Source organism: Aquabacterium sp. UBA2148, from assembly GCF_002328915.1.
GTDB classification, from domain to species: Bacteria; Pseudomonadota; Gammaproteobacteria; order Burkholderiales; family Burkholderiaceae_C; genus Aquabacterium; species Aquabacterium parvum.
This window is the reverse complement of the sequence record NZ_DCXA01000274.1, coordinates 1-18209: the sequence shown is the minus strand read 5'-3', so window position 1 is coordinate 18209 and position 18209 is coordinate 1. Positions and strand designations below refer to the sequence as shown.

At 64.6% G+C, this 18209-nt stretch carries 16 protein-coding genes and 1 tRNA gene; 10 read left to right on the top strand and 7 right to left on the bottom strand.

Going from position 1 to position 18209, the window contains the following annotated elements; genetic code table 11:
• Positions 1-513: 513 nt before the first annotated feature.
• The gene (icd, locus tag B2W70_RS15430) at positions 514-1767 is read left to right on the top strand and encodes an NADP-dependent isocitrate dehydrogenase (protein ID WP_286746999.1); all 1254 of its coding nucleotides are present in this window, start codon (positions 514-516) and stop codon (positions 1765-1767) included.
• Between the two features lie 164 nt (positions 1768-1931).
• On the opposite strand, the gene B2W70_RS15425 is transcribed toward icd, so the two are convergent.
• Positions 1932-2219: a cold-shock protein gene (locus B2W70_RS15425; RefSeq protein WP_083505971.1), complete on the bottom strand. Its 288-nt coding sequence runs from the start codon at positions 2217-2219 to the stop codon at positions 1932-1934.
• Between the two features lie 345 nt (positions 2220-2564).
• On the opposite strand from B2W70_RS15425, the gene clpS reads away from it, so the two are divergent.
• Positions 2565-2918, top strand: a complete 354-nt coding sequence (gene clpS / locus B2W70_RS15420; RefSeq protein WP_286746997.1) for an ATP-dependent Clp protease adapter ClpS — start codon at positions 2565-2567, stop codon at positions 2916-2918.
• Complete coding sequence (clpA, locus tag B2W70_RS15415) at positions 2915-5233, top strand: ATP-dependent Clp protease ATP-binding subunit ClpA (RefSeq protein ID WP_286746995.1); 2319 nt, start codon at positions 2915-2917, stop codon at positions 5231-5233. Before clpS ends, clpA begins: the two co-directional genes overlap by 4 nt.
• A 115-nt stretch (positions 5234-5348) precedes the next feature.
• Here the strand turns inward: clpA and B2W70_RS15410 are convergent, their stop codons facing one another.
• From B2W70_RS15410 to B2W70_RS15390, 5 genes are all read right to left on the bottom strand, one after another.
• The gene (locus tag B2W70_RS15410) at positions 5349-6122 is read right to left on the bottom strand and encodes a UDP-2,3-diacylglucosamine diphosphatase (RefSeq protein WP_286746994.1); all 774 of its coding nucleotides are present in this window, start codon (positions 6120-6122) and stop codon (positions 5349-5351) included.
• Between the two features lie 4 nt (positions 6123-6126).
• Positions 6127-6627, bottom strand: coding sequence for a peptidylprolyl isomerase (locus B2W70_RS15405; protein ID WP_286746992.1), 501 nt, complete (start codon positions 6625-6627; stop codon positions 6127-6129).
• Between the two features lie 5 nt (positions 6628-6632).
• Entirely contained in the window at positions 6633-7190 is a 558-nt protein-coding gene (locus tag B2W70_RS15400) for a peptidylprolyl isomerase (protein WP_058087478.1), read from the bottom strand.
• The gene (locus B2W70_RS15395; RefSeq protein WP_286746990.1) at positions 7187-8650 is read right to left on the bottom strand and encodes a L,D-transpeptidase family protein; all 1464 of its coding nucleotides are present in this window, start codon (positions 8648-8650) and stop codon (positions 7187-7189) included. The genes B2W70_RS15400 and B2W70_RS15395 overlap by 4 nt, the downstream gene beginning before the upstream one ends.
• Before the next feature lie 73 nt (positions 8651-8723).
• Positions 8724-9815 (bottom strand): tetratricopeptide repeat protein, encoded by a 1092-nt coding sequence (locus tag B2W70_RS15390; RefSeq protein ID WP_414631078.1) that lies wholly within the window; start codon positions 9813-9815, stop codon positions 8724-8726.
• 338 nt (positions 9816-10153) lie between these two features.
• On the opposite strand from B2W70_RS15390, the gene cysS reads away from it, so the two are divergent.
• The 7 genes from cysS (at position 10154) to B2W70_RS15355 (ending at position 17313) form a co-directional block, all read left to right on the top strand.
• Positions 10154-11545, top strand: a complete 1392-nt coding sequence (gene cysS / locus B2W70_RS15385) for a cysteine--tRNA ligase (protein WP_286746988.1) — start codon at positions 10154-10156, stop codon at positions 11543-11545.
• Positions 11545-12252 (top strand): DNA-3-methyladenine glycosylase family protein, encoded by a 708-nt coding sequence (locus B2W70_RS15380; protein ID WP_286746987.1) that lies wholly within the window; start codon positions 11545-11547, stop codon positions 12250-12252. The genes cysS and B2W70_RS15380 overlap by 1 nt, the downstream gene beginning before the upstream one ends.
• 41 nt (positions 12253-12293) lie before the next feature.
• Complete coding sequence (locus B2W70_RS15375) at positions 12294-13265, top strand: acetyl-CoA carboxylase carboxyltransferase subunit alpha (RefSeq protein ID WP_058087482.1); 972 nt, start codon at positions 12294-12296, stop codon at positions 13263-13265.
• A 35-nt stretch (positions 13266-13300) separates the two neighbouring features.
• The gene (tilS, locus tag B2W70_RS15370; protein ID WP_286746984.1) at positions 13301-14629 is read left to right on the top strand and encodes a tRNA lysidine(34) synthetase TilS; all 1329 of its coding nucleotides are present in this window, start codon (positions 13301-13303) and stop codon (positions 14627-14629) included.
• 142 nt (positions 14630-14771) lie between these two features.
• The gene (locus B2W70_RS15365; RefSeq protein ID WP_058087484.1) at positions 14772-16028 is read left to right on the top strand and encodes an aspartate kinase; all 1257 of its coding nucleotides are present in this window, start codon (positions 14772-14774) and stop codon (positions 16026-16028) included.
• A 90-nt stretch (positions 16029-16118) separates the two neighbouring features.
• Positions 16119-16209 (top strand) — tRNA-Ser (locus tag B2W70_RS15360).
• Between the two features lie 54 nt (positions 16210-16263).
• Positions 16264-17313, top strand: a complete 1050-nt coding sequence (locus B2W70_RS15355; RefSeq protein WP_286746982.1) for a recombination-associated protein RdgC — start codon at positions 16264-16266, stop codon at positions 17311-17313.
• On the opposite strand, the gene B2W70_RS15350 is transcribed toward B2W70_RS15355, so the two are convergent.
• The gene (locus B2W70_RS15350; protein ID WP_286746980.1) at positions 17195-18082 is read right to left on the bottom strand and encodes an alpha/beta fold hydrolase; all 888 of its coding nucleotides are present in this window, start codon (positions 18080-18082) and stop codon (positions 17195-17197) included. The two genes, B2W70_RS15355 and B2W70_RS15350, sit on opposite strands and share 119 nt — an antisense overlap.
• Positions 18083-18209: the final 127 nt, after the last annotated feature.

The window sequence follows — 18209 nt, the reverse complement described above, 5'->3', positions numbered from 1 at the left end:
GCCCGGCAGAGGGGGCGTTGGTCATGTTGGCGTTCGCTTTGCCAAGCGCAGCAGGTGTGTGGGCGGCGCCTGCGCTGATGCGGTGGCTGAGGGGGCGTTCGGCGCAGGCGGCTTCCCCCACGCCAGGCGCGCCCGTGCCCGTGGTCTGGATGCGATCGGTGTCCCGCGCTGATCCAACTGCTCAGCGGCACACCCCCGTTGCCGTGCCTGTTGCACCTGAGGTGGGCGCGGCGCCCCTGTGGCTTGATCAGCAATTGGCCGTGAGGGTCGCGGGTTTGGGCTTGGCGGCGATGGCCGCCTGGGGCCTGTGGCATCAGCTTTGGGCTCAGTGGCAGGCATGGTGCGCCTGATGTGTCGCGGCTTTGCGCCGAATCGCGCTGAAATCCGGACCATCCATGGGAAACGAGCGCTGCGCCTGCGCCCCTGATTCAGGTGGTGGCATAGAATTGGTTCACGTTGCCGACATCCATGGCAATGTTTTTCACGGAAACGCCAAACGCGGAGACCACAGTCATGTATCAGCACATCAAGGTGCCCGAAGGTGGGCAGAAGATCACGGTCAACCCGGACTTCTCGCTCAACGTCCCGAACAACCCCATCATTCCCTACATCGAAGGGGATGGCACCGGTTTCGACATCACGCCCGTGATGATCAAGGTGGTCGATGCGGCCGTGGCCAAATCGTATGGCGGCCAGCGCAAGATCCACTGGATGGAGATCTACGCCGGTGAGAAGTCGACCCGCGTGTACGGCCCCGATGTCTGGCTGCCCGAAGAGACGCTGAAGGTCCTCAAGGACTACGTCGTGTCCATCAAGGGCCCGCTGACCACTCCCGTTGGCGGTGGCATCCGCTCGCTGAACGTGGCCCTGCGTCAGGAACTCGACCTCTACGTCTGCCTGCGCCCCGTGACCTATTTCAAGGGCGTGCCTTCGCCCGTGAAGGAGCCCGAAAAGATCGACATGGTGATCTTCCGCGAGAACTCGGAAGACATCTACGCCGGCATCGAATTCGAAGCCCAGAGCGACAAGGCCAAGAAGCTGATCACCTTCCTGCAGACCGAGTTCGGCGTCAAGAAGATCCGCTTTCCCGAAACCTCCGGCATCGGCATCAAGCCCGTGTCCAAGGAGGGCACCGAGCGCCTGGTGCGCAAGGCCCTGCAGTACGCCATCGACAACGACAAGCCCAGCGTGACCATCGTCCACAAGGGCAACATCATGAAGTACACCGAAGGTGGCTTCCGTGACTGGTCGTACGCCTTGGCCCAGAAGGAATTCGGCGCCGAGCTGATCGACGGCGGCCCATGGTGCAAGTTCAAGAACCCGAAGACGGGCAAGGACATCATCGTCAAGGACGCCATCGCCGACGCCTTCCTGCAGCAGATCCTGTTGCGCCCGGCCGAGTACAGCGTGATCGCCACGCTGAACCTCAACGGCGACTACATCTCCGACGCGCTGGCCGCCCAGGTCGGTGGCATCGGCATCGCCCCCGGTGCCAACCTGTCGGACAGCGTGGCCATGTTCGAAGCCACCCACGGCACTGCACCGAAGTACGCTGGCAAGGACTACGTGAACCCCGGTTCCGAAATCCTGTCGGCCGAAATGATGCTGCGCCACATGGGCTGGACCGAAGCGGCTGACTTGGTCATCACAGCGATGAACAAGGCCATCCAGAGCAAGAAGGTCACCTATGACTTCGCTCGCCTGATGGACGGCGCCACCCAGGTGTCGTGCTCGGGCTTTGGTCAGGTGATGATCGACCAGATGTGATCAGTAAGCGGCGGCCGATGATCGGCCGCGCCCATGAAAACGGCCCGCCATCAGGCGGGCCGTTTTCATTCACTGGCAGCTTCCTTTTTCAAGGAGGCCGAACCCGGGACTGTGGGCGTTAGGCGATCCTGCGACGCCCGAAGGTCTCCAAGGCAGTCCAGTGTTCAGTGGGGCAGGCTGTGCCCGGCTGAAGACTGTTCCAGAAAATGCAGGTCGCCGATGGCGTCAGCGACCAGCTCACCGCTTTGCGGCAAGGGCTGGATGTTCTGCGCGAGCATGCCTTTGGGGCCCGCGACCAGCTCATAGCTGACCTTGGAGCCTTGTTTCAAGGTGCGAAATCCGTCCATCTGGATGGCGGAAAAATGAGCGAAAACGTCACCGCCGCCCTGATCGGGTTCGATGAATCCGAAACCTTTTGCGTCGTTGAACCATTTGACAGTGCCGGTGGCCATGCTGTCCCTCCAAGTTAGTTTGTGACGATTTTCACGTTGTGCGCTCGGCGCTGTCAAGCGCAGAAATGCCCGGTATTGAATCGAGTCGCCCATATTTGACCGACTTGAGGCGAGGTCTGGCGCGGGCTCCGGTGAGCTTGTGACAGACTGTCGCGATCTGTCATAGGAGGGGGTTCCCGGTCAGGCGGCGGTTTGTGTCGATTGAAACAATTGCAAGCGCGCCTGGATGGGTGTGGTGCTCGCGAGAAAAGTGCAGTCTCAGCCGTGAATTTCCTGACCTTGAACCGGGGTAGGAGACCCCAAGATGACATGGCATGAGCAAGACGCCTCCTCTAGAATGGATTCATGACATTGAGGTTGAATCCACAACTGGCCACCGGGCCGCAAGGACCTGCCGAAGACGGGCAGGTGTCGGTTGTCGCCGAGAAACAGGCGTTGGCCCTCGAGCCTCCGCGCCTGTACCAGGTCGTCATGCTCAACGACGATTTCACGCCCATGGAGTTCGTGGTGTTCGTGCTTCAGGAGCACTTTCACCATGACATCGACGCGGCCACGCAAATCATGCTGAAAATCCACCACGAAGGCCGTGGTGTGTGCGGCGTCTTCACGAAGGACGTCGCGGCCACGAAGGTCGAACTTGTTCTTGCCGCCGCCCGCCAGGCCGGGCATCCCCTGCAGTGCATCCTGGAGACCGCATGATTGCGCAAGAGTTGGAAGTGAGTCTGCACATGGCCTTCGTCGAGGCCCGACAGCAACGCCACGAGTTCATCACCGTGGAACACCTGCTGTTGGCGCTGATCGACAACCCCTCTGCTTCCGAGGTGTTGAAGGCCTGCGCCGCGAACCTGGATGAGCTCCGCAAGAACCTCGACCAGTTCGTTCGCGACAACACGCCCACGGTTGGTGGCACCGACGAGGTCGATACCCAGCCGACGCTGGGCTTTCAGCGCGTCATCCAGCGCGCGATCATGCACGTGCAGTCTTCCGGCAGCGGCAAGAAGGAAGTCACCGGTGCGAACGTGCTGGTGGCGATCTTCGGCGAAAAGGATTCGCACGCCGTGTACTACCTGCACCAGCAGGGCGTCACGCGCCTGGACGTGGTGAACTTCATTGCCCACGGCATTCGCAAGGCCGACCCGCCGGAGGCCGCCAAACAGGCATCCGAGCAAAGCCCTGCCGAGGCCGAAAAGGAAGAGGCCGAAGGCAAGGCCTCGCCCCTGGAGCAGTACACCCAGAACCTCAACCAGATGGCCCGCGACGGCAAGATCGATCCGCTGATCGGTCGTGACACCGAGGTCGAGCGCGTGATCCAGGTGCTGTGCCGCCGCCGCAAGAACAACCCGCTGCTGGTGGGCGAAGCGGGCGTGGGCAAGACCGCCATCGCCGAGGGTCTGGCCTGGCGCATCACGCAAAACGATGTGCCCGACGTGCTGGCCGACGCCGAGGTCTATGCCCTGGACATGGGTGCACTGCTGGCAGGCACCAAGTACCGCGGTGACTTCGAGCAGCGCCTCAAGGCCGTCATCAAGCAGCTCAAGGAGCAGCCGGGGGCCGTGCTCTTCATTGACGAAATCCACACCTTGATCGGCGCTGGTGCGGCTTCGGGCGGTACGCTGGATGCTTCCAATTTGCTCAAGCCCGCGCTGAGCTCTGGCCAGCTCAAGTGCATCGGCGCGACCACGGTCACCGAGTACCGCGGCATCTTCGAGAAGGATGCGGCCCTGTCGCGGCGCTTCCAGAAGGTTGAAGTGGCGGAGCCTTCGGTCGAGCAGACCATTGAAATCCTCAAGGGTCTGAAGTCGCGTTTTGAAGAGCACCACAGCGTGAAGTACGCGCTGGGGGCGTTGCAGGCTGCAGCCGAGCTGTCGGCCAAGTTCATCAACGACCGCCACCTGCCTGACAAAGCCATCGACGTGATCGATGAAGCCGGTGCCGCGCAGCGCATCCTGCCCAAGAGCAAGCAGAAGAAGACCATCACGCGGGCCGAGGTCGAAGAGATCGTGGCCAAGATCGCGCGGGTGCCTTCGACCAGCGTGTCCAACGACGACCGCAGCAAGCTCAAGACGCTGGACCGCGACCTCAAGAGCGTGGTGTTCGGCCAGGACAACGCCATCGACGCCCTGTCGGCCGCCATCAAGATGGCGCGCTCGGGCCTGGGCAAGCCGGACAAGCCGATCGGCTCCTTCCTGTTCAGCGGCCCCACGGGCGTCGGCAAGACCGAGGTGGCCAAGCAACTGGCCTACATCCTGGGCATCGAGCTGATTCGCTTCGACATGTCGGAGTACATGGAGCGCCACGCGGTCAGCCGCCTGATCGGTGCGCCCCCGGGCTACGTCGGCTTCGATCAAGGTGGCCTGCTGACCGAGGCCGTGAGCAAGAAGCCGCATTGCGTGCTGCTGCTCGACGAAATCGAGAAGGCCCACCCGGACGTCTTCAACATCCTGCTGCAGGTCATGGACCACGGCACGCTGACGGACAACAATGGTCGCAAGGCTGACTTCCGCAACGTGTTGATCATCATGACGACCAACGCGGGCGCCGAGACGCTGCAGAAGTCGACCATCGGCTTCACGAACCCGCGCGAGCTGGGCGACGAGATGGCCGACATCAAGCGCATGTTCACGCCCGAGTTCCGCAACCGGCTCGACGCCATCGTGGGCTTCAAGCCGCTGGACGAGGAAGTCATCCTGCGCGTGGTGGACAAGTTCCTGCTGCAGCTCGAAAGCCAGCTGGCCGAGAAGAAGGTCGAGGTCACCTTCACCGATGCGCTGCGCCGTCACCTGGCCAAGCGTGGCTTCGATCCGCTCATGGGCGCACGCCCGATGCAGCGCCTGATCCAGGACACGATCCGCAAGGCGCTGGCCGACGAACTGCTGTTCGGCGGCCTGGTCGATGGTGGACGCCTGACGGTGGACATCGTGGACAACGACAAGGGCGAGCCAGAGGTGAAGCTGGACATTCAGCCGAACAAGAAGAGCGATCGCACCAAGCCGGAGGCCGCCACGGCGGAGTGAGGCAGTTCGCGCGGTGCCTGCCGATCAGGTCGCCGTTGAACACGAAGAAGGGGCCTGCGCTTGCAGGCCCTTTGTTTTTGCTGACCGCAGTGGGCAGCGGTGTGATCGGTGTGGCTCAGGTCAGGGCGATGCGTTGCAGTCCGCCTTGGGTCCAGCGCAGCACTTCGGCGCGTGGGTGCCCGTGATCCAGGTCCCAGTCGGAGAGCACGTGGCGCGTGTGGCCGCCGAAGGGTTGACTGCCCGGGCGGTGCGTGTGGCCGTGGATGAGCATGTCGCAGCCTGATGCGTTCAGCCAGGCGGCTGCAGCGGTTTCGTCCACGTCGGCGTACATGGCTTGCTGATCACCCTGCTGGTGGGCCTGGCTCGCTGCGCGCATCTGTCGAGCCTGTTCCAGCCGCGCGGCGAGTGGGTGTGCCAGGAAGGCCTGCTGCCAGGCAGCTTGGCGCACCTGTGCACGGAAGGCAAGGTACTTGGTGTCGGCCAAGCAGAGCTCGTCCCCGTGGATCAGCAAGGCGCGGTGGCCAAAGGCGTGCAGTTCGGTGGGGTCGGGCAGGGCGTGGGCGCCGCAGTCGCGCGTGAAGGCGTCGCCCAGCAGGAAGTCGCGATTGCCAACCATGATGCCCAGCCAGCACCGGCTGGCGAACTCGCGCAACATCGCGAAGCAGCCGGCCTCGTAGGGCTCGCTGCGCATGTCGTCGCCCACCCAGGCTTCGAACAGGTCGCCCAGGATGAACAGGGCGTCTGCGGGGGTCTCGGACAGGAAGCGCTCGAGGGCCGCCATGGTGTTCGGCAGGCCATCGTGCAGGTGGATGTCGGAGATGAAATCAATGCACCGCCACGAGGGCGGTGCATGCAGGGGGTGAGCGCCGGGGAAGGCAGGCTTCCCCATGGCTTCAGGCCTCGGTGGCCTGGGTGATGACGACGTCTTCCAGCGGCACGTCGTCATGGAAGCCCTTGCGGCCGGTCTTGACCTTCTCGATGGCGTCGATCACCTCGGTGCCGGCGACGACCTTGCCGAAAACGGCATAGCCCCAACCCTGCGGCGACTCGGACTTGAAGTTCAGGAAGTCGTTGTTGGTGGCATTGATGAAGAACTGCGCCGATGCCGAGTGGGGCGCGCTGGTGCGGGCCATGGCGATGGTGTACTTGTCGTTCTTCAGGCCGTTGTTGGCTTCATTCTGGATCTCGCCCTGGGTGGGCTTTTGCTTCAGACCAGGCTCGAAGCCGCCACCCTGGACCATGAAGCCCTTGATGACGCGGTGAAACACGGTGCCGTTGTAGTGGCCGGCATTGACGTAGTTCAGGAAGTTGGCGACGGTGATGGGCGCCTTGGCTTCATCGAGTTCCAGGCGGATGACGCCGGCGGTGGTCTGCAGTTCAACGGTCTTGGTCATGGTGATCACTTCTCGATGGTGGCTTTGGTGATGACGACGGCTTGCACAGGCACGTCGCCATGGGGAGGTTTGGTGGTGGTGGGCACCTTGCGGATTTTGTCGACCACGTCCATGCCCTCGACGACCTTGCCGAACACGGCGTAGCCGTTGCCGTCCGGCGAGCGGGCGGCGTCCAGGAAGGCATTGTCCTTCACGTTGATGAAGAACTGGGCGGTGGCCGAGTCGGGCACGCTGGTGCGGGCCATGGCGACGGTGCCGCGGGTGTTGCTCAGGCCATTGCGGCTCTCCAGCGGGATGGGCGCGCGCGTGGTTTTTTCCTTCATGTCGGGCGTCATGCCGCCGCCCTGGATCATGAAGCCGTCGATCACGCGGTGAAAGACGGTGCCGTTGTAGTGGCCAGCCTTGACGTACTCGACGAAGTTGGCGACCGTCTTGGGCGCCTTGGCAGCCTCGAGCTGCAAAACGATGTCGCCTTGATTGGTGCTCAGGCGAACGTTCTGGGCTTGTGCGCCCAGGGCCAGCAGGGCGGTGGCAGATGCCACCAGCAGTGTGCGAATCGTCATCCAATCACTCCTTCGTAGAAGATTTTCCAGAGGCCGCCTTCCTTGCCCCAGTATTGACGCTTGATGGCGCCGGTTCGTTGACCTTCGGCCACTTCTCCGAAGGTGACCACGAGCACATCGCTCTGGTCGCGCCAGCCCAGGATGGAGACATCCTTGAGTTGCAACTCGCGACCACGGGTCTGTTGCACGTCGCGCTCGATCATCTGGCGCCATTGGCTCAGGTCTTTGCCGCCATTCGAGAACTGGGTCGAGTAAAACGCCATGAGACGGTTGATGTCTCCACTGGCGCGCGCAGTGCGCCACCCCTCGAGCAAATTGCCGAGGCTGCGGCGTTCGGGCTCTTTGACCGCAGGGCTGACCCATTGCAGGCTGCGTGCGATGACCACCGGGGTGTTGCGTGGCTGGACCCGATCGATGATGGATTGCAGCTCAGGGTTGGCCAGCACCACGCATCCGTCGGTGCTTTGCGGGCTGCGCGCGTAGTTCTCGGTGGGCACACCATGCAGCCAGATGCCGCTGCCGGTGCGGCCCAGTCGTCGGTCGTACTCGTTGGGGTAGTTCAGGGTGAGGGCCCCCACACCATAGAAGTCGGTCAGCTGGCGGCCTTCGAGTCGGCTGGTGATGAAGTAAACCCCCAGCGGCGTGCGCTGATCACCTTCGATGCGTTTGTCCGAGCCGAGTTTGCCAATGGAGGCGTAGTGGTCGGCCACCAGCTGAAGGCCCTTGGGGCCGTTTTCGAACAGGTACAGCCGCGAGCGGCTGGCATCCACCGCGATGGCGTGCCGGGTGGTCGGGGGCAGGGTGATGAACTGCGTGGGCAAGGTGCCGGGGGGCGGGCGCTCGCGCAGAGCGGCCAAGCGCTTTTCTGCCTCCTGGCGAAGTTGATCGAGGCGCTGGGGGGCCTTGGCCGCGATGTCGCCCGGAGCCAAGCCCATGCTGGGCAGCGCCCGTGTCTGGGCGAGCAGGAGGTCGCCATAGACCAGTTGGGCCAGCTGGAAGTTGGGCACGTCTCGAACGAGGGCTTCGGCCTGCTCCAGGGCTTGCCTGCCCTGACCGCTGCCAATCAGGCGGTAGATGTCGAGCAGGCGGGCCTCGGCTGCCAGCCCTGCCGATGAACTCAGCGCGCCTGATTCTGGTGGCAGGGAGGCGCGGCTGAACTGTGCGCGGTTCGACGCGTTGGCCAATGGCAGGGCCATGGCGCCAGCGGCGACGCCGCCCACCAGCGCGCTCTGACGGTTGCGCTCGGCGCGTCGATTCGGCGTGCTGGCATCGGCCTGGCGAGACTTGGCGGACTTGCGGTCCTTGAGCTGTCTCGCGTCGGCCTTGCGTGAATCGAGCTTGCGCTGCGCTGCGCGCTCGCTCGCCTGGTTCTTCTTCAACCGGCTCGAGGCCGCGGCGCGCCCCTTGTCTGACTGGGCCTGAGCCGCGGGCGCATGCAGGCCCAGCAGGCCGATCGACACAAGCAGGGCGGTCAGCCAGGAAAGGAAAAGGCCGCCCCTGCAGAGGGGCGGTGCGCCAGGATCACGGGGCATGTCAGGAACCGGTGCTTTCCTTCACGATCACCCAGTTGCCACCATTGCGAACCAGGTCCAGCCGCTTGCCGCTGCTGACGCTGAGGTTGTCGGCCTTGTACTCCTGGCGGAACTGAGCGGTCGCCTTGTTGCCGTTGACGGAGACCTTCAAGCCGGAGACCTTGACGGAGATGCTGCGCTTGCCGGTGATGCGTTCGCGACGTTCTTGCTCCCAAGCCTTGCGAGACTTGCCGCCATCGAAGTCTTTTGCGTAGGCGGCAAAGTAGTCGCCCATGTCCTTGCGGCTCCAGGCTTCAGCCCAGGCTCGCACGGCGGAGGCGACATCGCGCTCAGCTGCGGAATCTTCGGATTCTTGCTTGGACGGGGCGGGAGCTGGCGCAGGTGCCGGCACAGGTGCGGGGGCCGGCGCCGGTGCGGGCTTGGCAGCTTGAGCGGGCGCTGGTGCCGGAGCCGGCGTCGGGGCAGGTGCCGGAGCCGGAGCCGGAGCCGGTTTGGCCGCCGGTGCAGGTGCCGGCGCGGGTGTCGGTGTGGCGGCTGCCACGGCGATCTGGTTGCGCTCCTTGGGGAACAGGTCGCGGATCATGGCCAGCTTGGGTGCAACGGCCGACCGAGTGTCGATTTGCAGCGCCTTGGAATAGGCCTGGCTGGCCAGCTTGGCGTAGACGTCGCCCAGGTTCTCGTACGCGGTGGCGTAGCTGGGGTTGGTGCGGATCGCCATCTCCAAGGCGTTGCGGGCCTTGTCGTACTGACCTTGCTGCGCGTACAGCACCGCCAGGTTGTTGAAGGGCTCGGGCAGCTCCGGGTAGTCCTCGGTGAGCTTCGTGAAGGCGGTGATGGCTTCGGGCGCACGACCTGCCTGGGACAGGCTGATGCCTCGCAGGAAGCGCATCATCGGGTCGCGCGGTTTGGCGGTCAGGAACTGATCGGCCTTTTGCAGGGCTTCGGCGTTCTTGCCGGCGGCCAGCAGCTTCTGCACGTCGGAGACGTCGTCGGCCTGCGCACCCATCACCGTCAAAGACAGCGCGGCGGCGGCGATGCAGCGAGCCGCGATGGCGGTCAGGCGGGTTCCGATGTGAAGCACTTCAGTCTGCATGGATGGTGGTGTCAGAAGAGGTTGTTCGGGCTGGACAGGAACACATGGGACCGCTGGCTCGGGCCATCCACCGTCGCGGCGTGGTCGCTCCCGTGGGCTCCAGCCGTGAAGGATAACAGCCACCGTCACATGAAAAGCGGCGGTCTGACCCGCAGTTCGGGCCTTGTTGTGGCCCGGCCGCTATACTCGGTAAATTGTATCTGAGCGTCGCCTCGGGCCACACCGCGCTCTGCCGGTGGCCGGTGTGCCGCGCAGGCCGTGCCTGCAAGCCTGGCGCCTCCACCTGACCCGCCTCTGGCGTCCCTGCCACGGGGCCGGTCCTGATCCATTCATTCCCCATGAGCCTGCGTCTTTTCAACAGCCTGTCGCGACAGGTCGAAGCTTTTGTCCCCATGACGCCGGGGCAGGTCCGCATGTATGTGTGCGGGATGACCATCTACGACCTTTGTCACGTTGGCCACGCTCGCATGATGATGGCGTTCGACGTGGTGCAGCGCTGGCTCAAGGCCAGTGGCTACGAGGTCACCTACGTGCGCAACATCACCGACATCGATGACAAGATCATCCGTCGTGCGGTCGAGCGTGGCATCACCATCCGACAGCTCACGGACGAAATGACGAAGGCGATGCACGAAGACATCGCTGCGCTGGGCATCGAGCCACCCACGCACGAGCCGCGTGCCACCGAATACGTCGGGCAGATGCTCGACCTGATCGGCAAGCTCGAAGCCAACGGTCTGGCTTACCGTGCTTCGAACGGCGACGTGAACTACGCGGTGCGCAAGTTCCCCGGTTACGGCAAGCTCTCGGGCAAGAGCCTGGACCAGCTGCGTGCGGGCGAGCGCGTGGCCGTGGACGATGGCAAGCAAGACCCTCTGGACTTCGTGCTGTGGAAGTCGGCCAAGCCGGAAGAGCCGGCCGATGCGAAGTACGAGTCGGGCTATGGTCCCGGGCGGCCGGGCTGGCACATCGAGTGCTCGGCCATGAGCTGCAGCCTGCTCGGTGAGCAGTTCGACATCCACGGCGGTGGCCTGGACTTGCAGTTCCCTCACCACGAAAACGAGATCGCGCAGAGCGAAGGCGCCTCAGGCAAGCGCTTTGTCAACTACTGGCTGCACAACGGCTTCGTCAACGTTGACAACGTCAAGATGTCGAAGTCGCTTGGCAATTTCTTCACCATCCGCGACGTGCTCAAGCACTTTGACGGTGAAGCCCTGCGCTTTTTCATGCTGCGCACGCAGTACCGCAGCCCATTCAACTTCAGCGACGCGGGCATCGATGACGCTCGCAACGGCTTGCGGCGCCTGTACACGGCTCTCGAAGGCCTGGACGCGGGTCAGGTGGGGCTGGGCGACATCGACTGGGCACACCCGCAGGCGGCGCGCTTCAAGGCGGCCATGGACGAGGACCTGAACACGCCGATGGCCTTGTCGGTGCTCTTTGATCTGGCTGCCGAGCTCAATCGCTCGCGTTCGCTCGACGTTGCGCGTCTGCTCAAGGCCTTGGCGTCGGTGCTGGGCGTGCTGCAGCAGGTACCTCAGGCGTACCTGCAAGCGGGCTCCAGCGCCGGTGCCCCGGACGCAGCGGCCATCGAGGCCTTGATCCAGGCTCGAGCCGACGCCAAAAAGGCGCGCAATTTTGCCGAGGCCGATCGCATCCGCGACGAGCTGGCCGCCCAGGGCATCGTGCTCAAGGATGGCCCGCAGGGCACGACCTGGGTGAGCGCCTGATGCCCGGCGCCTCCAAAGTCAGCCCTCGCAGCGGGGGGGCAAGTCCTTCTTCGGTGCCTGAACTGGTGACGCCTGCCTACTGGCAAGAAGCCTGCAAACACCTGAGCAAGCGCGACCGTGTCATGCGCAAGCTGATCGCTGACCATGGCTCGGCCGGGCTGCAGAGCCGAGGCGATGCGTTCACGACCCTGGCTCGTTCCATCGTCGGCCAGCAGATTTCGGTCAAGGCTGCGCAGTCGGTCTGGGAGCGCCTGGTGGTGGTGCTGGGCGGCAGCGCCGAGGCCCACCGCGAGCCGCTGTCGCCATTGAACATGTTGAGCAAGACCACCGACGAGCTGCGTCAGGCTGGACTGTCGGCCCGCAAGGTCGAATACATGCTCGACCTGGCTCGGCATTTCGCCGAAGGCCGGGTGCATGTGGCACAGTGGCAGGAAATGGAAGATGAGCTGATCATCGAGGAGCTCATCGACATCCGTGGCATCGGCCGCTGGACGGCCGAGATGTTCCTGATTTTCCACCTGATGCGACCGAATGTGCTGCCCCTGGACGACCTGGGGCTCATCAAGGGCATCAGCCAGAGTTATTTCAGTGGCGAGCCGGTTTCGCGCGCAGAAGCGCGGGACGTGGCCGAAGCCTGGTCGCCTTACCGCACGGTGGGCACCTGGTATCTGTGGCGCAGCCTTGACCCGCTGCCCGTGGCGTACTGACGGGTGATCCTCGTCTTTGCGCCCTATAGAAGGACCTCACCATGAGCAAGCGACACTTCCTGGAGTTCGAACAACCGATCTCCGAGCTGGAATCCAAGATCGACGAACTGCGTTACGTGCAGAGCGAGTCTGCTGTCGACATTTCCGAAGAAATCGACCGACTGAGCAAGAAGAGCACGCAGCTCACCAAGGACATCTACGCCAACCTGACGCCGTGGCAGGTCACGCAGATCGCTCGGCACCCGCAGCGCCCGTACACGCTGGACTATGTCAACGAGCTGTTCACCGACTTCCAGGAGATGCACGGTGATCGCCATTTCGCCGACGACCTGTCCATCGTGGGTGGCTTGGCGCGATTCAATGGCCAGCCCTGCATGGTCATGGGGCATCAAAAGGGCCGTGACACCAAGGAGCGCGCTGCGCGCAACTTCGGTATGTCGCGCCCCGAGGGCTACCGCAAGGCCCTGCGCCTGATGGAAACCGCCCAGAAGTTCAACCTGCCGGTGTTCACCTTTGTCGACACCCCGGGTGCGTACCCGGGCATTGGTGCCGAAGAGCGCAACCAATCGGAAGCGATTGGCCGCAACATCTTCGAGATGGCGCGCCTGGAGGTGCCCATCATCACCACCATCATCGGTGAAGGCGGCTCTGGCGGTGCGCTGGCCATCAGCGTGGCCGACCAAGTGTTGATGATGCAGTACTCGGTGTACTCGGTGATCTCGCCCGAGGGCTGCGCTTCCATCCTCTGGAAGACCGCCGACAAGGCCTCCGATGCCGCTGAAGCGCTCGGCATCACGGCGCACCGCCTCAAGGCGCTGGGCCTGATCGACAAGATCATCTCCGAGCCCGTGGGTGGCGCCCACCGCGATCACAAGCAGGCCTGTGCCAACCTCAAGCGTGCGCTCAACGACGCCTACCGCCAGGTTGCCGACCTGAAGGTCAAGGACCTGCTGCAGGCCCGCTACGAGCGCCTGCAGGCCATGGGCCGCTTCAACGACACCACCGAGCACTGATCGCTCGGGCCGAGCCAGCGAACCAAGGCCTGCCGATGCCAGCCCTGGCGGTGGCCTACAGCTGCGGGCGCGACTCGACGGCTTTGCTGCACGTCACGGCGCGCGCCGCCGCGCAGGTGCCGGGCATGCACGTCTTTGCCCTGCACGTGCACCACGGGCTCAGCCCTCATGCAGACGCCTGGCTGGCGCACGCCGAAGCGACCTGCCGCCAATGGGCCGATCACGGCCTGCCGGTGAGCCTGCTGAGTCGCCGTGTGTCGATCTCCCTTGATGCGGGCCTCAGCGTGGAGGCCGAGGCGCGCAGGCTGCGGCATGAGGCCCTGGCCGACATGGCCCGCGAGGCGGGTGTGGACCTGTTGCTGCTGGCCCAGCACCGGCGCGACCAGGCCGAAACCTTCTTGCTGCAGGCCCTGCGTGGCGGCGGCGTGGCCGGCCTGGCCTCGATGCCCAAAGATGACTGGCGCGATGGCGTGCGCTGGGTTCGGCCTTGGTTGGACCTGCCGCGAGAGGCCGTCGAGGCCTATGCCCTGCAGCACGACCTTCGCTTCGTCGATGACGAAAGCAACGGCGATCGACGCTTTGCCCGCAACCGGTTGCGGCTTGACGTCTGGCCGGCCTTGCTGGCGGCCTTTCCGGATGCTGAGGTGACCCTGACTCAATCTGCCGCGCGCGTGGCCGATGCCTTGCCTGCCTTGCGCGCCTGGCAGGCCGATGCCTTGCAGCGCTGGGGCGGTGAGGCCGAATCGGGTGCCCTGAACGCGGTGGCTTGGTCTGCCATGCCGGATGCCGAGAGGCGGCAGGTGCTGCTGGCTTGGTTGGGGCAGCATGGCGTGGGCGGCGCCAGTTGGATCGATCGGTTGAGCCACGAGGTGCCCAGGGCGTTGGCGGGGCAGGGCAGCGCCCGATGGCCCGAATTGGGCGTTTCGCTCTACCGGGGCGTGCTGCGCTGTGTGCCCGATGGTGGTGAGGCTGGGGGGGCTCCTGGCGAAACGGATGGGTTCGCGCCCAGGCCTGCGGTGGTGCTGAGCATCGATCGCCCTGGGGACTGGCCGGTGCCTGGCTGGCGAGGTTGCCTGCGGGTCGAAGAGGTCTCTCATGGCGGCGTGGCGCCACAGCGCCTTCAAAGTGGACTGCAGGCCCGTGCGCGCTCGGGCGGCGAAGGCTTTCAGATGGGGGCAGGACGCCCGGTGCGTGACCTCAAGCGCCAGTTTCAATCCGCCGGGGTGCCAGCCTGGGCCCGCTCGGCGCCGCTGTTTTTTTCGGGCGAGTCTCTGGTTTTTGTGCCCGGGCTGGGTGTGGATGGGCGCTTCCAGGCGCCTCGAGGGGTGCTGCAATGGGGCTTGCGCTGGCTGCCTGACGCGTGAAATGCCCGCGAGGGCGCCTGTCTCGCGTTAAAATCGCGGGTTCGACCGTGCGTCGGGATTTCAAAGCGGGCTTTTTGCAGGATGTGCGCCAGCATGTCGGCATGACAGCCCCACGCGCACGGTGGCATCACCAACCTCTGACATGGCACTGATCGTTCACAAATACGGCGGCACGTCGATGGGCTCGACCGAGCGCATCCGCAACGTGGCCAAGCGCGTGGCCAAGTGGGTGCGGGCGGGTCACCAAATCGTGGTCGTGCCCTCGGCCATGAGCGGCGAGACCAACCGACTGCTGGGCCTGGCCAAAGAACTCTCCGACCGCGCCAACCCGCGCGAGCTCGACATGATCGCCTCGACTGGCGAGCAGGTCTCCGTGGGCCTGCTGTCGATCGCGCTGCAGGCCGAAGGCATGGACGCCGTCAGCTACGCAGGCTGGCAGGTGCCCGTGAAGACCAACTCGGCCTTCACCAAGGCCCGCATCGAGAGCATCGACGACGCCCGCGTGCGCGCCGACCTCAATGCCGGCAAGGTGGTGATCGTCACGGGCTTTCAGGGTGTTGACCCGAACGGCCACATCACCACCCTGGGCCGTGGCGGCTCCGACACCTCGGCCGTGGCCATCGCCGCGGCGCTCAAGGCCGACGAATGCCTGATCTACACCGACGTGGACGGCATTTACACCACCGACCCGCGCGTGGTGCCTGAGGCGCGCCGCATGAAGTCCATCAGCTTCGAAGAGATGCTGGAGATGGCTTCGCTGGGCTCGAAGGTGCTGCAGATCCGCTCGGTTGAATTCGCCGGCAAGTACCGCGTGCCGACCCGCGTGCTCTCCAGCTTCACCCCCTGGGACATCGACCTGGAAGAAGAAGCCAAGTCGGGCACGCTCATCAGTTTTGAGGAAGACGAGAACATGGAACAAGCCGTTGTTTCCGGCATCGCGTTCAGCCGCGACGAAGCCAAGATCACCGTGGTCGGCGTGCCCGACACCCCCGGCATCGCCTACCAGATCGTGGGCAAGGTCGCCGAGGCCAACATCGACGTGGACGTCATCATCCAGAACGTCTCGCACGACGGCAAGACGGACTTTTCGTTCACCGTGCCGCGCGGTGATTACGCCAAGGCGCTGGAGTTGCTGCAAACGGACGTGCAGCCCAAGCTGGGTGCTCGTGAAATCGTGGGCGACCCCAAGATCTGCAAGGTCTCGATCGTGGGCATCGGCATGCGCAGCCACGTCGGCATCGCCTCGACCATGTTCAAGACGCTGTCCGACGAAGGCATCAACATCCAGATGATCACCACCTCGGAGATCAAGACTTCCGTCGTCATCGACGAGAAGTACATGGAGCTGGCCGTTCGCGCGCTGCACAAGGCTTTCGGTCTGGACGAAGCCAAGGCTTGATCGATTGAGTTCGCCGCGTTCGCGCGGCGTGTGTTTTGTTCAACACGCCGATGAGTCCAGGTTTTCTGGGCTAGAATCCGCGCTGTTGTTGGAGACGTGGCCGAGTGGTCGAAGGTACTCCCCTGCTAAGGGAGCATACGCCAAAAGCGTATCGAGGGTTCGAATCCCTCCGTCTCCGCCAAAACAAGAGCGCCCCTGATTCGTCAGGGGCGTTTTCTTTTGTCTGGATCCCATCATGTTCAAGAACCTCATCGTCTACCGCATCGGCGAGGGTTGGTCGGCCTCGGCCAGCCAGCTGGAGGCCGAACTGGACAAGGCGCGCTTCGTGCCCTGTGGCCTCACGCAACAGAAGTCGTCCGGCTGGATCGAGCCGCGTGGCGAGAAGCACGGGCCGCTGGTCGAGGCCATCGGTGGGCAATGGGTGCTGCGCCTGATGACGGAGCAGCGCGTGGTGCCGGGCTCGGTGGTCAAGCGCCGCACCGACGAGATCGCCGACCAGATCGAAGAGCAGACCGGTCGTCGCCCTGGCAAGAAGCAGACGAAGGAGCTCAAGGAGCAGGCCCTGCTCGAGTTGCTGCCGATGGCCTTCACCAAGGTGGCCACGAGTTGGGTGTGGATCGCGCCCAAGCAGCGCCTGCTGGTGCTCGACTGCGGCAGCCAGGCCAAGGCCGACGAAATCGTGACCCTGCTGGTCAAGGCCATGGACGACCTGGCCTTGAGCTTGATCCAGACCGAGATGTCGCCTGCGGTGGCGATGTCCCACTGGCTGGGCACGGGCGAGCCGCCCTATCAGTTCAGCGTGGACCGCGAGTGCGAGCTGAAGTCGCCTGACGAGATGAAGTCGGTGGTGCGCTATGCGCGCCATCCGCTGGACACCGATGAGGTCAAGCAGCACATCCAGGCGGGCAAGGTGCCCACGCGCGTGGCGTTGAGCTGGCGCGAGCGCGTGTCTTTCGTGCTGACCGAGGCGCTGCAACTCAAGAAGCTGGCCTTCCTGGACGTGGTCTTCGAGAGCGAAGGCACGCCGTCCAGGGGAGGCAAGGTCGACCCGTCGGAGGCCTTCGAAGCCGACGTCGCGATCTCGACCGGCGAGCTGATTCAGCTGATCCCCGACCTGCTCGAAGCGCTGGGGGGCGAGGCGCTGAGCATGGGCTTGGTGGGCACGCTCAAGCCTCAGGACCTGTCGGGTGATCGGCCTGGCGCTGTGTCAACCACTGCAGCACCTGCCGCCTCACCCATGGCCCTGCATCCAGGGGCAGATCATGCCCCGCCGTGGGATGCCTGACGATCTGCGCACCCCAGCGCTCGGCCAGCACGGTCGAGCAATGGGGGTGCACGAGTTGGTCTTGTGAGCCATTGAGCAACAGCACAGGCACCGATGGTGCCGAGGGCGGCGCCTCGTACCGCGCAGCGGCCCACAGTTGACGCAGGCCATTGATCGGCTTGACGGGGTGGGCCTCTCGCAAGTGCAGCCAGTGAGCCAGCGTGGCGTCGGCGTCCGGTGGGTGTCGTGTGGTCATGGCCAGGATGGTCCGTTCCCATTGCGTGGGCGGCGCACGACCGATCAGCAATCGCAGGATCACGGGCCACCAGCGCGGTTGCAGCCGGTGCCACATCGGGCTGTGCGGCTTCAAGCTGGTGTTGATCAGCACAGCGTCCATGAGCTCGCCTGGGTACTGGTGCGCCCACTCGACCGTCACCATCGCGCCCAGCGACATCGCGATCACGCGGTAAGGCGGCTCGACACCTTGCGCGAGCAAGTCCTGACGCAAAGATGCCAACAGGCCAGGCACCGAGGCTGGGCTGCGGTCACGACAACGCGTGCCATTGCCGGCCAGGTCGGGCGTCAGCACGCGCGAGTTGGTGGGCAGTTCGGCGCGCCATCGCTCGGCAAAATCGCCCCAGTGGCCGTGTTCGCGCGTCAGGCCACGCAGCAGCAGCCAGGTGCCTGCTGCGCCGGGCTCGGCCTCACGTGTCGTCGGGGGGGCTGACACGCCTGAGGCGGATGCGGCTTCTGGCGCCTTGCCTGCGCCCATGTTGAGGTCATGGGCCATCGCGTGTCTCTGATGAGGGGGCTGTCGCAGTTTTGGGGCCGTGACCGGCACTTCGGCGCGGCCTGTCCTGGTACCAGCGGGCGCGCGCTTGGCGCTCGTGGAGATCGCGGTCTTGCGGCTCGGGCAG